Origin of the sequence: Kitasatospora putterlickiae, assembly GCF_039527695.1 — a bacterium.
Taxonomy (GTDB): domain Bacteria; phylum Actinomycetota; class Actinomycetes; order Streptomycetales; family Streptomycetaceae; genus Kitasatospora; species Kitasatospora putterlickiae.
The window spans coordinates 14,406-29,272 of record NZ_BAAAKJ010000435.1 but is presented as its reverse complement, the minus strand read 5'-3'; the positions used below and the strand labels follow the sequence as shown (position 1 = coordinate 29,272).

Sequence of the window (14,867 nt, the reverse complement as noted above, 5' to 3'; positions counted from 1 at the left end):
GCCCCCGCCGAGCGCGGCACCGACCGCCCGGCGGTCCCCGGTGTGCCCGCCCCGCCCGGCGCGCCCCCGGCCGGCGGCTCCCGCAAGGACGAGCCGGCCGCCCGGCTGAACCCCAGGTACCTGTTCGACACCTTCGTCATCGGCGCGAGCAACCGCTTCGCGCACGCGGCGGCGGTGGCGGTCGCCGAGGCCCCGGCCAAGGCGTACAACCCGCTCTTCATCTACGGCGAGTCCGGGCTGGGCAAGACCCACCTGCTGCACGCCATCGGGCACTACTCGCGCAGCCTCTTCCCGGGCACCCGGGTGCGGTACGTGTCCTCGGAGGAGTTCACCAACGAGTTCATCAACTCCATCCGGGACGGCAAGGCGGACACCTTCCGCAAGCGCTACCGGGACATGGACATCCTGCTCGTGGACGACGTGCAGTTCCTGGCGAGCAAGGAGTCCACGCAGGAGGAGTTCTTCCACACCTTCAACACCCTGCACAACGCCAACAAGCAGATCGTGCTCTCCTCCGACCGGCCGCCCAGGCTGCTGACCACGCTGGAGGACCGGCTGCGCAACCGCTTCGAGTGGGGACTGATCACCGACGTCACCCCGCCGGAGCTGGAGACCCGGATCGCGATCCTGCGCAAGAAGGCGATCCAGGAGCAACTCAACGCTCCCGCCGACGTGTTGGAGTTCATCGCGTCCCGGATCACCCGGAACATCCGGGAGCTGGAGGGGGCCCTCATCCGGGTCACCGCCTTCGCCAACCTCAACCGGGCGCCGGTCGACCTGGAGCTGGCCGGGATCGTCCTCAAGGACCTGATCCCGGGCGGCGACGAGGACGCCGGGCCGGAGATCACCGCCCAGGTGATCATGCAGCAGACCGCCGCCTACTTCGGGCTCGGGGTGGACGACCTCTGCGGATCCTCGCGCAGCCGCGTACTGGTGACCGCGCGTCAGATCGCCATGTACCTCTGCCGGGAGCTCACCGACCTGTCGCTGCCGAAGATCGGCGCGCAGTTCGGCGGCCGCGACCACACCACGGTGATGCACGCCGACCGCAAGATCCGGTCACTCATGGCCGAGCGGCGCTCGATCTACAACCAGGTCACCGAGCTGACCAACCGCATCAAGAGCTAGCCGGCCGCCCCGTCGAGGGGCCGGGCCCCGGTGGCCGGAAAAGGGCGTCAGGAGCGATCCTGGCGCCCTTTCGGCATGTCCACAGGTGTGCACGGCGGGCCGGCGGGGCAGGGATGGCGATGACGGACGCTCCGCCAGTCCACAGTCCGCGCCGAACATCTGACCGGGGATTCGAACGCCACCGGTGCGCGAGGCGGAAATCCACAGGTGGGGCCGGTTCTCCGTCATCCACAGGCCGGGAGACCGGAAGTTATCCAGAATTCCTCCACAGGGCCGCCGCCGCTACGCTCTTCCGCGCAGGTCAGGTGCCTGTGGACTTGTGCACAACCGTTATCCACAGGGTGTGGACAATTGTCGTCCCGTCAGTGGGCCGTCCGGGTTGTCCACCGGTTGTCCCCAGGCAGGGCGGGGTTATCCCCAGGTTGTCCACAGGCGTGTCCACAGTTCGACAACCTTCCGCCCTCGTTCATGCCCAGGTGTGAAAGCCGTCACGAAAAGTTGACCGGCGCCCGTGGATAACCACGCCCGGATCTGGGGATGGTGCTGGGGATAACCTGTGGATACTCAGCGTGCCCTGTGGGTAACGCTCCGCCGTCCACAGGAGGGCGTGTTCGTCCACAGCCCCGATCCACAGGTCCTGTGGACAAAAAACCGGGTCTGACCTGCGCAAACAGGGTTTTCCACGGTTTCCACAGGCCCTACTACTACCACTACACCTATAGACCGTTCGCCTGGTTCAAAAGCGGGTGGGCTCGAAATCTGTGGACAACCGCTCCCCGACATCCGTTCGAGTTGCTTCCGCCCGTCTGCCCCGTCTGTCGGTGGAGTACGTCAGACTGTCCTCGGCGACTGGAAGCGGAGCGGCGGAGCTCCGCGGTCAGCCGCACCGAAGACCAAGATCAGAAGAACCAGACGTGCGAGCGGGAGCGCTCGATCCAGGAGGCGGTTACCGGTGAAGTTCCGGGTGGAGCGTGACGTCCTCGCGGAGGCGGTGGCCTGGGCTGCCCGCAGCCTCCCGGCACGGCCGCCGGTGCCGGTGCTGGCCGGCCTGCTGCTGACGGCGCAGGACGGCAGCCTGGCGCTGTCCGGCTTCGACTACGAGGTCTCGGCCCGGGTCGAGCTGGAGGCCGACATCGAGGAGGCCGGCACCGTGCTGGTGTCCGGCCGGCTGCTCAACGACATCTCGCGCAACCTTCCCAACAGGCCTGTGGAGATCTCCACCGACGGCCAGCGGGTCAGCGTGGTCTGCGGCAGCTCCCGGTTCACCCTGCCCACCCTGCCGGTGGACGAGTACCCGGCCCTGCCCCAGATGCCCACCGCGACCGGCACCGTCCCCGGCGACGTCTTCGCCTCCGCGGTCAGCCAGGCCGCCGTGGCCGCCGGCCGTGACGACACCCTGCCGGTGCTCACCGGCGTCCGGGTCGAGATCGAGGGCGACCGGATCACCCTGGCCGCCACCGACCGCTACCGCTTCGCGGTCCGCGAGCTGCTGTGGAAGCCCGAGCAGTCCGACATCTCGGCGGTCGCGCTGGTCCCGGCCAAGACCCTGCAGGACATCGCCAAGTCCCTGGGCAGCGGCGACAGCGTCTCCATCGCGCTCTCCTCGGGCGGCGCGGGCGAGGGCCTGATCGGTTTCGAGGGCGCGGGCCGGCGGACCACCACCCGTCTGCTGGAGGGCGAGTTCCCCAAGTACCGCAGCCTCTTCCCGACCGAGTTCAACGCGATCGCGGCGATCCAGACCCAGCCCTTCCTGGAGGCCCTCAAGCGCGTCTCCCTGGTCGCCGAGCGCAACACCCCGGTCCGGCTGAACTTCGAGGAGGGCGTGCTCACCCTGGAGGCCGGCTCCGGCGACGACGCCCAGGCCACCGAGCGGGTCGACGCCTCCCTGGAGGGCGACGCCATCTCGATTGCCTTCAACCCGGGCTACCTGGAGGAGGGCCTCAAGGCCATCGACTCCGCCTACGCCCAGCTGAGCTTCACCACCCCGACCAAGCCCGCGCTGCTCAGCGGCAAGGCCTCGGTGGACGCCGAGGCCGACGAGGCGTACCAGTACCTGATCATGCCGGTCCGCCTCTCGGGCTGAGCCGACTCCGCTCCCGGGCCGTCCGGCCGCCACCGGACCGGCCCGGGAGCCGTTCGTTCGACGGCTCCGTCCACAGCCCTGTGAACAAACCTGTGGAACCCTCCCCCGGTCGGCCTGACCGCGCGGGGCCCTTCCGCTCCAGCACGTAGGCTCAAGGTGGCGCGGCAACGGCGCCGCCCGCAGGGACGTCACCACAGGTAAGGATTTGGCTATGGAGCTCGGCCTCATCGGTCTCGGCAAGATGGGCGGCAACATGCGCGAGCGGATCCGCCGCGCGGGCCACACCGTCATCGGCTACGACCGCAACCCCGACATCTCCGACGTCGAGAGCCTCCAGGAGCTGGTCTCCAAGCTGCAGGGCCCGCGCGTCGTCTGGGTCATGGTCCCGGCGGGCGCCGCCACCCAGGCCACCGTGGACGAGCTGGCCGAGCTGCTCTCGCCCGGTGACGTGGTGGTCGACGGCGGCAACTCCCGCTGGACCGACGACATCAAGCACGCCGAGGCGCTGGCCGCCAAGGGCATCGGCTTCGTCGACTGCGGCGTCTCCGGCGGCGTCTGGGGCCTGGAGAACGGCTACGCGCTGATGTACGGCGGCGACGCCGAGCACGTCGCCAAGGCCCAGCCGGTCTTCGACGCGCTCAAGCCCGAGGGCGACTTCGGCTCGGTGCACGCGGGCGCGGTCGGCGCCGGCCACTTCGCCAAGATGGTCCACAACGGCATCGAGTACGCGATGATGCAGGCCTTCGCCGAGGGCTGGGAGCTGCTTGAGGCCGCTCCCGAGGTCACCGACGTCCGCGAGGTCTTCCGCAGCTGGCAGGAGGGCACCGTGATCCGCTCCTGGCTGCTTGACCTGGCCGTGCGCGCCCTGGACGACGACGAGCACCTGGCCAAGCTCAAGGGCTGGGCCGCCGACTCCGGCGAGGGCCGCTGGACCGTCGAGGCCGCGATCGACCACGCCGTGCCGCTGCCGGCGATCACCGCCTCGCTGTTCGCCCGCTTCGCCTCCCGCCAGGAGGACTCGCCGCAGATGAAGATGATCGCCGCGCTGCGCAACCAGTTCGGCGGCCACGCGGTCGAGTCGAAGTAGTCCCCGCAGACCCTCCCCAGAAGGCGAGCGCAGTCCACCGTCATGCACGTCGCGCACCTGTCGCTCGCCGACTTCCGTTCCTACGCCCGGGCCGAGGTCGCCCTCGACCCGGGCGTGACGGCCTTCGTCGGCCCCAACGGCCAGGGCAAGACCAACCTGGTCGAGGCGGTCGGCTACGTCGCCACCCTGGGCAGCCACCGGGTCGCCACCGACGCCCCGCTGATCCGGCTGGACGCCGAGCGCGCGGTGATCCGCACCTCGGTGGTGGACCGCGGCCGCTCCACCCTGATCGAGCTGGAGATCACCCCCGGCAAGGCCAACCGGGCCCGGATCAACCGCTCCGACAACGTCCGCCCGCGCGATGTGCTGGGCCTGCTGCGCACCGTGCTGTTCGCCCCCGAGGACCTGGCCCTGGTCAAGGGCGACCCGGGGGAGCGCCGGCGCTTCCTGGACGAGCTGCTGACCGCCCGGGCGCCCCGGCTGGCCGGGGTCCGGCAGGACTACGAGCGGGTGCTCAAGCAGCGCAACGCCCTGCTGAAGACCGCCGCGATGGCCCGTCGGGCCGGCGGCGGCAAGGGCGCCGACCTCTCCACCCTGGAGGTCTGGGACGGTCACCTGGCCAAGGCCGGCGCCGAACTCACCGCCTTCCGCCTCCAGCTGGTGGCCGCCCTGCAGCCGCTGGTCACGGCCGCCTACGGGCAGCTCGCGCCGGGCGGCGGGGAGACCGCGCTGGAGTACCGCAGCTCCTTCGAGGGCGAGCTGCCGACCAGCCGCGAGCAGGCCGAGGAGCAGCTGCTGCAGGCGCTGCGCACGGTCCGCAAGCAGGAGGTCGACCGCGGGGTCACGCTGGTCGGCCCGCACCGCGACGAGCTGGTGCTCAAGCTCGGCCCGCTGCCCGCCAAGGGCTACGCCAGCCACGGCGAGTCCTGGTCCTTCGCACTGGCGCTGCGGCTGGCGTCGTACGAGCTGCTGCGCTCCGACGGGGGCGAGCCGGTGCTGATCCTGGACGACGTCTTCGCCGAGCTGGACGCCGCCCGCCGCGACCGGCTGGCCGAGCTGGTGGCCGGCGGCGAGCAGGTGCTGGTGACCGCGGCGGTGGCCGAGGACGTCCCGAAGGCGCTGGCCGGCGCCCGGTACGCGGTCGCCGACGGCGCCGTTCAGCGCGTCACCGGCTGACCCCGCGCCCGACCGCGTCCGACCCTCGCCCCACCGCGCTCGACCGACGTCCGCCGTCGCTCGCACACCCCGTGTCCGTACCCCCCGGGAACGCCCACCCGTGCCGCCGCGCGCCCGCCCGGCTCCCGTACGCTGGACGGCTCACCGTTGTCCACAGGGTGGGGATAAGGAGATCGCCGTGAGCGATTCGACGGAGCGCCCCGAGCCGACCGGTGCCGACCTGGCGCGCTCGGCGCTGCGGGCGGCCCGGGCGCAGGCCCGCCAGCGCGGTGAGCAGGTGCGCGAGAAGCGCGAGGCCAAGCGGCACGGCCTGCGCAGCGGGGCCCGTTCGGACGGGCGCGACCCGGTGCCGCTGGGGGCGGCGCTGACCCGGCTGCTGACCGAGCGCGGCTGGGAGTCCTCGGCCGCGGTCGGCGGGGTGATGGGCCGTTGGCCCCAGATCGTCGGTCCTGACATCGCCGCGCACTGCACGCCCACCGCCTACGACGACGAGGCCGCGGTGCTCACGGTGCAGTGCGACTCCACCGCCTGGGCCACCCAACTCCGCTGGCTGGCCCGGCAGTTGGTGGCCCGTCTGAATCATGAGCTGGGCCACGGCACGGTCCGCACGATCAAGGTGCTCGGCCCCGCCGCCCCGGTGCGCGGCTACGGCCGGCTGCGCGCCCCCGGCAGCAAGGGCCCGGGCGACACCTGGGGATGAGGGCGGCCGGCTCCGGGGTGCCCCCGGCCGGGAGCGGACCGTGATCCTCCGGAACCCCTGACGGCCCTGCCAGGCGGTCTGAGCCCCCCGGTCGAGTATCGGGACATGTCCCGAGGGGATTCAGGGCGGCATTTCTGCCCTCAGAGGCTGCCAAACGCCCATCGATGTCAGTCGTACCGGTAGACTGGGGGCCAAACACTGTTGCTAGTGGCAACCGAGTCGAAACGCCGTGGTCGCACGCCCGCCCGTAGAGGGAGCGGGGATGCGGCCCGCGCTGTGCCAGAGAGGGCGCTTCGTGGCCGATTCCGGCAACCCCAGCCAGATCCCAGACCAGACCGACCAGTCCGACAGGTCGTACGACGCGAGCGCCATCCAGGTGCTGGAGGGCCTCGACGCCGTCCGCAAGCGCCCCGGCATGTACATCGGCTCGACCGGTGAGCGCGGCCTGCACCACCTGGTGCAGGAGATCGTGGACAACTCCGTCGACGAGGCGATGGCCGGGCACGCGGACACCATCGACGTGACGCTGCTGGCCGACGGCGGCGTGCGCGTGGTCGACAACGGCCGCGGCATCCCGGTCGGCATCATGCCGGGCCAGGGCAAGCCCGCCGTCGAGGTCGTGCTGACGGTTCTGCACGCGGGCGGCAAGTTCGGCAACGGCGGCTACGCGGTCTCCGGCGGTCTGCACGGCGTCGGCGTCTCCGTGGTGAACGCGCTCTCCACCCGGCTCGCGGTGGAGATCCACACCGACGGCCACCGCTGGACGCAGGAGTACAAGGCCGGCGCCCCGGTCGCCCCGCTGTCGCGGCACGAGGCCGCCGAGCACACCGGCACCAGCGTCACCTTCTGGGCCGACCCGGACATCTTCGAGACCACGGTCTACTCCTTCGAGACGCTCTCCCGCCGGTTCCAGGAGATGGCGTTCCTCAACAAGGGCCTGACCATCGCGCTGACCGACGAGCGCCCCGAGCACGTCGACGAGGAGGGCAAGCCGCTCTCCGTCACGTACAAGTACGACGGCGGCATCGCCGACTTCGTCGCCCACCTCAACTCCCGCAAGGGCGAGGTCGTCCACCCCTCGGTGATCGACTTCGAGGCGGAGGACAAGGACAAGGCGATCTCGGTGGAGATCGCCATGCAGTGGAACTCCTCGTACACCGAGGGGGTCTACTCCTTCGCCAACACCATCCACACCCACGGCGGCGGTACCCACGAGGAGGGCTTCCGCGCCGCGCTGACCGGCCTGGTCAACCGCTACGCGCGGGACAAGAAGCTGCTCCGCGAGAAGGACGACAACCTCTCCGGCGAGGACATCCGCGAGGGTCTGACCGCGATCATCTCGGTCAAGCTCGGCGAGCCGCAGTTCGAGGGCCAGACCAAGGACAAGCTGGGCAACACCGAGGCGAAGACCTTCGTCCAGAAGGTCGTCCACGAGCACCTGAACGACTGGCTGGACCGCAACCCCAACGAGGCCGCGGACATCATCCGCAAGTCCATCCAGGCCGCCACCGCGCGCGTCGCCGCCCGCAAGGCCCGCGACCTCACCCGCCGCAAGGGCCTGCTGGAGTCCGCCTCGCTGCCCGGCAAGCTCAGCGACTGCCAGTCCAAGGACCCGTCCGAGTGCGAGATCTTCATCGTCGAGGGTGACTCCGCGGGCGGCTCGGCCAAGCAGGGCCGCGACCCGCGCATCCAGGCGATCCTCCCGATCCGCGGCAAGATCCTGAACGTCGAGAAGGCCCGGATCGACAAGGTGCTGCAGAACACCGAGGTCCAGGCGCTGATCTCGGCCTTCGGCTGCGGCATCCAGGAGGACTACGACGAGTCCAAGCTGCGGTACCACAAGATCGTGCTGATGGCCGACGCCGACGTCGACGGACAGCACATCCGCACCCTGCTGCTCACCCTGCTGTTCCGCTTCATGCGGCCGCTGGTCGAGGCCGGCTACGTGTACCTGGCGATGCCGCCGCTTTACAAGATCAAGTGGGGCAAGGACGACTTCGAGTACGTCTACTCCGACCGCGAGCGCGACGCCGTGATCGCGGCGGGCGTGGCCGCCGGGCGCCGGCTGCCGAAGGACGACGCGATCCAGCGGTTCAAGGGTCTCGGCGAGATGAACGCCGAGGAGCTCCGGGTCACCACGATGGACCAGGCCCACCGCCTGCTGCTCCAGGTCACCCTGGAGGACGCCGCCCGCGCCGACGAACTGTTCTCCGTCCTCATGGGCGAGGACGTCGAGGCCCGCCGCTCCTTCATCCAGCGCAACGCCAAGGACGTCCGCTTCCTGGACGTGTGACGCCTCCCGCAGGCCCGCACGTACCAGTCCGCGTGAAAGGAAACTGACCACCAGTGGTCGACGACAACCGTCCCGAAGGCGAGCAGCCCGAGACCCCCGAGGCCACCGCGGTGGCCCTGCGGATCGAGCCGGTCGAGCTCGAGACCGAGATGCAGCGCTCGTACCTCGACTACGCGATGAGCGTCATCGTCAGCCGGGCCCTGCCCGAGGTGCGCGACGGCCTCAAGCCGGTGCACCGCCGCGTGCTGTACGCGATGTACGACGGCGGCTACCGCCCCGAGAAGGGCTACTACAAGTGCGCCCGCGTCGTCGGCGACGTGATGGGCAACTACCACCCGCACGGCGACACCTCGATCTACGACACCGTGGTCCGCCTGGCCCAGCCGTGGTCGATGCGGATGCCGCTGGTGGACGGCAACGGCAACTTCGGCTCCCCGGGCAACGACCCGGCCGCGGCCATGCGCTACACCGAGTGCAAGATGGCGCCGCTGGCGATGGAGATGATGCGCGACATCGACGAGGAGACCGTCGACTTCGCGGCGAACTACGACGGCCGCTCGCAGGAGCCCACCGTCCTGCCCGCGCGCTTCCCCAACCTGCTGGTCAACGGTGCCACCGGCATCGCGGTCGGCATGGCCACCAACATCCCGCCGCACAACCTGCGCGAGGTCGCCTCCGGCGCGCTCTGGTACCTGGAGCACCCGGAGGCCTCCCACGAGGAGCTGCTGGACGCCCTGATCGAGCGGATCAAGGGCCCGGACTTCCCCACCGGCGCGCTGATCGTCGGCCGCCGCGGCATCGACGAGTACTACCGCACCGGCCGCGGCTCGGTCACCATGCGGGCCGTGGTGGAGGTCGAGGAGATCCAGGGCCGCCAGTGCCTGGTGATCACCGAGCTGCCCTACCAGGTCAACCCGGACAACCTCGCGCTGAAGATCGCCGACCTGGTCAAGGACGGCAGGGTCGCCGGCATCGCCGACGTGCGCGACGAGTCCTCCTCGCGCACCGGCCAGCGCCTGGTGATCGTGCTCAAGCGCGACGCGGTCGCCAAGGTCGTGCTGAACAACCTCTACAAGCACACCGACCTGCAGACCAACTTCGGCGCCAACATGCTGGCCCTGGTCGACGGCGTGCCGCGCACCCTGTCGCTGGACGCCTTCATCCGGCACTGGGTCAACCACCAGGTCGACGTCATCGTCCGGCGCACCACCTTCCGGCTGCGCAAGGCCGAGGAGCGCGCCCACATCCTGCGCGCGCTGCTGCGCGCCCTGGACATGATCGACGAGGTCATCGCGCTGATCCGGGCCTCGGCGAGCGCCGACGCCGCCCGCACCGGCCTGATGGAGCTGCTCTCGATCGACGAGCTCCAGGCCAACGCCATCCTGGAGATGCAGCTGCGCCGGCTGGCCGCCCTGGAGCGCCAGCGGATCACCGACGAGCACGACGAGCTGCAGCGCAAGATCGACGAGTACAACACGATCCTGGCCTCGCCGACCCGCCAGCGCGGGATCATCTCCGAGGAGCTCACCGCGATCGTCGAGAAGTACGGCGACGAGCGGCGCTCGACCCTCATCCCCTCCGACGGCGACCTCTCCATCGAGGACCTCATCGCCGAGGAGGACATCGTCGTCACGATCACCCGCGGCGGCTACGTCAAGCGCACCCGCTCCGACCTCTACCGCTCGCAGAAGCGCGGCGGCAAGGGCGTGCGCGGCGCGCAGCTCAAGCAGGACGACATCGTCGACCACTTCTTCGTGACGACGACGCACAACTGGATCCTGTTCTTCACCAACAAGGGCCGGGTCTACCGCGCCAAGGGCTACGAGCTGCCGGACGCCGGGCGCGACGCCCGCGGCCAGCACGTGGCCAACCTGCTGGCCTTCCAGCCGGACGAGCAGATCGCCCAGGTGATGGCCGTCCGCACCTACGAGGACAAGCCCTACCTGGTCCTCGCCACCCGGGCCGGCCTGGTGAAGAAGTCCCCGCTGAAGGACTACGACTCCCCGCGCTCCGGCGGCCTGATCGCGATCAACCTGCGCCAGGACGAGGAGGGCCGGGACGACGAGCTGATCGGCGCCGAGCTGGTCTCCGCCGAGGACGACCTGCTGCTGGTCTCCAAGAAGGCGCAGTCGATCCGCTTCACCGCCACGGACGAGGCGCTGCGCTCCACCGGGCGCGCCACCTCCGGCGTCAAGGGCATGGCCTTCCGCGAGGACGACGAACTGCTCTCGATGAACGTGGTCCGTCCGGGCACCTTTGTCTTCACCGCGACCGACGGCGGTTACGCCAAGCGCACCGGGGTGGACGAGTACCGTGTCCAGGGACGCGGCGGCTACGGCACCAAGGCGGCGAAGATCGTCGAGGGCCGGGGCTCGCTGGTCGGCGCGCTCGTCGTCGACGAAACGGACGAGATCATGGCGATCACCCTGTCCGGAGGAGTGATCCGCACGAGGGTTTCCGAGGTTCGTGAAACCGGACGTGACACCATGGGCGTCCAACTGATCAACCTGGGCAAGCGCGATGCGGTCGTGGGCATGGCCCGCAACGCGGAGGCCGAGGACGAGGAGTCGGTGGAGGACGAGGTGGCGGGCACCGAGTCCACCGAGGTGGCCGAGGGTACGGAGACGGCGCCGGGCGGCGGGACCGCCCAGGCCTGACCTCGTACCGCGTCGGCCGGTACCGTCACGTCCGTACATTCGTACACGGCGTGGCGGTGCCGGCCGCCGACCAGTTCCGGGCAATCCCGCCGGGCGCTGGATGACGAGTGACGAAGCAGGGCGGTACGGCCGTCCTGGTGGGAAGTGCGGGAGGACCAGTGAGTGGAGCCACGGGTGCTGGGGGAGGCGCCACCGGCGGCCGTCCGGGCGCAGCACAAGGCGGCGCGTACGGCGTGCCGCAGCCGCCGGCCGAGCACCCGGCCGCGTCCACCTCGCTGATGCCCCCGGTCGGTGGGGCGGGCCAGGGCGGGACGTACGGCGGCCAGCCGGCGCCCCCGGCGGCGGGCGCGGGCGCGGCCACGGGCGGCTTCTCGCAGCCGACCACCTACGCCAAGGGGCAGCCGACCCCGCCCCGGGGCACCCGGGGCGGCGGCGGCAACACCCCGCCCGGCGGGACGCCCGTCGCGGGTGCGCGCCGACCGGCCGCCCCGCCGGCGCCCGCCGGCGGCCTGGGCCGGACCAGGAAGGCCCGGCTGCGGGTGACCAAGGCCGACCCGTGGTCGGTCATGAAGGTCAGCTTCCTGCTGTCGCTGGCCGTCGGGATCATCATCATCGTGGCGGCCGCGGTGCTGTGGATGACGCTGGACTCGCTCGGCGTCTTCGACTCGCTCGGCAAGACCCTGAAGGACGTCACCGGTTCGGAGAACAACGGCGGCGGCCTGAACATCATGGACTACGTGGGCTTCGGCAAGGTGATGACCTTCACCTCGCTGATCGCCGTGGTCGACGTGGTGCTGCTGACCGCGCTCTCCACCCTCTCGGCGTTCATCTACAACGCGGCGGCCGGCTTCACCGGCGGCATCGAGCTCACCCTGGCCGAGGAGGACTGATCCCGGGGGCGTGACCCCGGATCAGTTCCCCTCCTCGGCGGGGGCCTTCCGTTCGCGGACGGAATCACCGGGCCCCACCGGCTGTTGCAGCCGGTGGGGCCCGTCGGCATTTCGGGTGACAGCCGCCGTGCGCGGCGCGCCGCCCGGACGGGCCGGGGCGACGGTGGGCTTAGCCTGCTCAGGCACGGCGGACGGAGGCACGCGATGGCGGAGATCGCAAGGCGGCTGGTCGAGGCCCTGGACGGGCTGCTGGGGGTCCCGGTGCCGCTGCGGGTGCGGGCCTGGGACGGCAGCGTCGGGGGACCGCCGGGGGCGCCCACCGTGGTGCTGCGCAACCGCCGGGCGCTGCGCCGGCTGCTCTGGCGGCCGAGCGAGCTGGGCCTGGCCCGCGCCTACGTCTCGGGGGACCTGGAGGTCGCCCCGGGCACCGACCTGTACGACGTGCTGCGGGCCGTCGCGCACTTCGCCGAGCGCCCGGAGGTCCGCCGGCTGCGGCTCGGCCCCGGCGAGGTGCTGGGCGCCAGGGGGCGCCGGGTGGCGGGCGCGCTGCTGCGGGCCGGGGTGCTCGGCCCCGAGCCGGTGCCGCCGCCGGAGGAGGCCCCGGTGGGCCGGGGGCGGCTTCACAGCCGCGGCCGGGACCGCGCGGCCATCCACCACCACTACGACGTCGGCAACGACTTCTACCGGCTGGTGCTCGGCCCCTCGCTGGTCTACTCGTGCGCGTACTGGGAGCCCGCCGCGAAGAGCCTGGAGGCGGCGCAGGAGGCCAAGCTGGACCTGATCTGCCGCAAGCTCGGCCTGCGGCCCGGGATGCGGCTGCTGGACGTGGGCTCCGGCTGGGGCTCGCTGGTGCTGCACGCCGCCCGGCACTACGGGGTGACGGCGGTCGGTGTGTCGATCTCGGAGGAGCAGGTCGCGCTGGCGCGGCGGCGGGTCGAGGAGGCGGGCCTGGCGGACCGGGTGGAGATCCGGCTCCAGGACTACCGGGAGATTCCGGACGGCCCGTTCGACGCGATCTCCAGCGTGGGCATGGCGGAGCACGTCGGCGAGGCCCAGTACCGGGTGTACGCGGAGGGCCTGTACCGGTTGCTGGTGCCCGGGGGGCGGCTGCTCAACCACCAGATCGCCCGCCGTCCCGACCATCCGGGTGAGCCCTACCGGCCCAGCCCGTTCATCAACCGCTACGTCTTCCCGGACGGCGAACTGTCGCCGGTCGGTTCCACCGTCTCCCGGCTGGAGGAGGCGGGCTTCGAGGTGCGCGACGTCGAGTCGCTCCGCGAGCACTACGGGCTGACCCTGCGTGAGTGGGTGGCCAACCTGGAGGCGCGCTGGACGGAGGCGGTCGGGCTGGTGGGGCGCGGCCGGGCGCGGGTCTGGCGGCTCTACATGGCGGCCTCCGCGCTGGCCTTCGAGGAGAACCGGATCGGGGTCAACCAGATCCTCGCGGTGCGCACCGCGGCCGACGGCGCCGCGCACCTCCCGGCGACCCGCGCCGAGTGGCTGGCCGTTCCCGGTGCCGTCGCCGGCACGGCCTCCGACCTGCCCGTCCCGGAGGGCCCGGGCGCGGGCCCGGCCGTAACGGATTTGGGGGATCGGGGATCGGTCCGCTAATCTTTCAGTGCGGCAAGGGGCTATAGCTCAGACGGTTAGAGCGCTTCCCTGATAAGGAAGAGGCCACAGGTTCAAGTCCTGTTAGCCCCACCACCGCGAAGGGCCCGGAGCACCGCTCCGGGCCCTTCGGCGTTTCGTCGCCCGTTCCCGGAACCACCGGCGGCGGCCGGTTGTTCTACCGGTGGGGCCGGGGTCCGGCCCGGCGGCGTCCGACGGTGAGGCGGTGGCGCAATGGCTCTGGTCTTCGCGATGACCATTCCCGGCCTGGTCTGCGTGCTGGTGGTGCTGGCCTTCGTCGACCAGCTCGCGCTCAGGGCGCGCCGGTCGCGGCTGGTGCCGTGGCGGGGGACCGGGCGGGAGGGGCAGATCTCGGCGACCGGCTTCGAGCAGCTGCACGCGCAGTTCGCGGCCGGCAAGCAGCACCAGCTGGACGAGCGGCGGAGCACCCTGATGCTGCGCGACGAGGAGGGCGACGGGGCCCCGCCGCGCACCCGGGTGGACCTGGCGTCCGGGGTGGCGGTGGTGGTGCCGCCGACCGGGCCGGCCGGGCCCGCCGGGGCGTCCGGTGGGCGGGAACGGTGACGGCTCCGCGCGGGCTCCGTGCCGGGCCGACCGTACGACAGGAGGTGTGGCGTCAATCCTCCGGCCGGACGGGTCGGTTGGAGGCAGCGGTGGCTGGTCACGATTGGGACACCGGTGTGTATCATCGGCCGCAAGGGCAGTCCGGCATCCCGACCGCCCGTTCGTGCTCGTAACACAACCACGGACTCGTCGGCCCGATCGGAACGATCGGCGCCCGGCTGCTGAGTCCGTCAACGCAAGAAGGACGAGGTCCCGCGGTGAAGAAGCTTCTCCTGGTCGCCCTGGTCGCCCTCGGCGGCTTCTTTGTCTACCGTCAGGTCCAGGCGGACCGCGCCGAGCAGGACCTGTGGACCGAGGCCACCGACCCGGTCCCGGCCGGTCGCTGAGGCCCCCGACGATCTGACGATCGACAGTCTTCGGAGGCGCCGGGCGGCGCCTCCAGGGCCGGCCCTCCCGGTCGGGTGACCGGGACGGTCGGACGTTCCGGCTCCGCACGGCGGGAGTGCCGGGACGAGGCACCGGATCGGTACCGGAACCGGGTACGCTAGTGTCCGGCGGTGCGGCCTGGTGCCGCCCCGGGGCTTTAGCTCAGTTGGTAGAGCGCTGCCTTTGCAAGGCAGATGTCAGGAGTTCGAGTCTCCTAAGCTCCACAGTGTGCTC

General features: G+C 71.3%; 10 protein-coding genes, 2 tRNA genes and 1 pseudogene. All 13 read left to right on the top strand.

The window, feature by feature from the left end:
* A partial coding sequence (gene dnaA / locus ABD308_RS35810) for a chromosomal replication initiator protein DnaA (RefSeq protein WP_344344270.1) occupies positions 1-1,128 on the top strand: 1,128 nt, incomplete at its 5' end.
* 952 nt (positions 1,129-2,080) lie between these two features.
* Positions 2,081-3,211: a DNA polymerase III subunit beta gene (dnaN, locus tag ABD308_RS35805; RefSeq protein ID WP_344344268.1), complete on the top strand. Its 1,131-nt coding sequence runs from the start codon at positions 2,081-2,083 to the stop codon at positions 3,209-3,211.
* Between the two features lie 190 nt (positions 3,212-3,401).
* Positions 3,402-4,298 (top strand): annotated as a pseudogene (gnd, locus tag ABD308_RS35800) (phosphogluconate dehydrogenase (NAD(+)-dependent, decarboxylating)); the annotation flags it as partial.
* A 42-nt stretch (positions 4,299-4,340) separates the two neighbouring features.
* Entirely contained in the window at positions 4,341-5,474 is a 1,134-nt protein-coding gene (gene recF / locus ABD308_RS35795; protein ID WP_344344266.1) for a DNA replication/repair protein RecF, read from the top strand.
* A 178-nt stretch (positions 5,475-5,652) separates the two neighbouring features.
* Positions 5,653-6,174 carry a DciA family protein gene (locus ABD308_RS35790; protein WP_344344264.1) on the top strand — a complete coding sequence of 174 codons (522 nt, stop codon included), beginning with the start codon at positions 5,653-5,655 and terminating at the stop codon, positions 6,172-6,174.
* Between the two features lie 262 nt (positions 6,175-6,436).
* Positions 6,437-8,467, top strand: a complete 2,031-nt coding sequence (gene gyrB / locus ABD308_RS35785) for a DNA topoisomerase (ATP-hydrolyzing) subunit B (RefSeq protein WP_344344262.1) — start codon at positions 6,437-6,439, stop codon at positions 8,465-8,467.
* 53 nt (positions 8,468-8,520) lie between these two features.
* Positions 8,521-11,124 (top strand): DNA gyrase subunit A, encoded by a 2,604-nt coding sequence (gene gyrA / locus ABD308_RS35780; RefSeq protein WP_425554934.1) that lies wholly within the window; start codon positions 8,521-8,523, stop codon positions 11,122-11,124.
* A gap of 233 nt (positions 11,125-11,357) precedes the next feature.
* A complete protein-coding gene (locus tag ABD308_RS35775) occupies positions 11,358-12,014 on the top strand; it encodes a DUF3566 domain-containing protein (RefSeq protein ID WP_344344260.1) in 657 nt (218 codons plus the stop codon).
* A gap of 204 nt (positions 12,015-12,218) precedes the next feature.
* The gene (locus ABD308_RS35770; RefSeq protein ID WP_344344258.1) at positions 12,219-13,625 is read left to right on the top strand and encodes a class I SAM-dependent methyltransferase; all 1,407 of its coding nucleotides are present in this window, start codon (positions 12,219-12,221) and stop codon (positions 13,623-13,625) included.
* A gap of 16 nt (positions 13,626-13,641) precedes the next feature.
* Positions 13,642-13,718 (top strand) — tRNA-Ile (locus tag ABD308_RS35765).
* Positions 13,719-13,856: 138 nt separating this feature from the next.
* Complete coding sequence (locus tag ABD308_RS35760) at positions 13,857-14,207, top strand: DUF6191 domain-containing protein (protein ID WP_344344256.1); 351 nt, start codon at positions 13,857-13,859, stop codon at positions 14,205-14,207.
* A 257-nt stretch (positions 14,208-14,464) separates the two neighbouring features.
* On the top strand, positions 14,465-14,593 hold the full coding sequence (locus tag ABD308_RS35755; RefSeq protein ID WP_014137031.1) for a DLW-39 family protein: 129 nt from the start codon (positions 14,465-14,467) through the stop codon (positions 14,591-14,593).
* 191 nt (positions 14,594-14,784) lie between these two features.
* Positions 14,785-14,857 (top strand) — tRNA-Ala (locus ABD308_RS35750).
* Positions 14,858-14,867 lie beyond the last annotated feature (10 nt).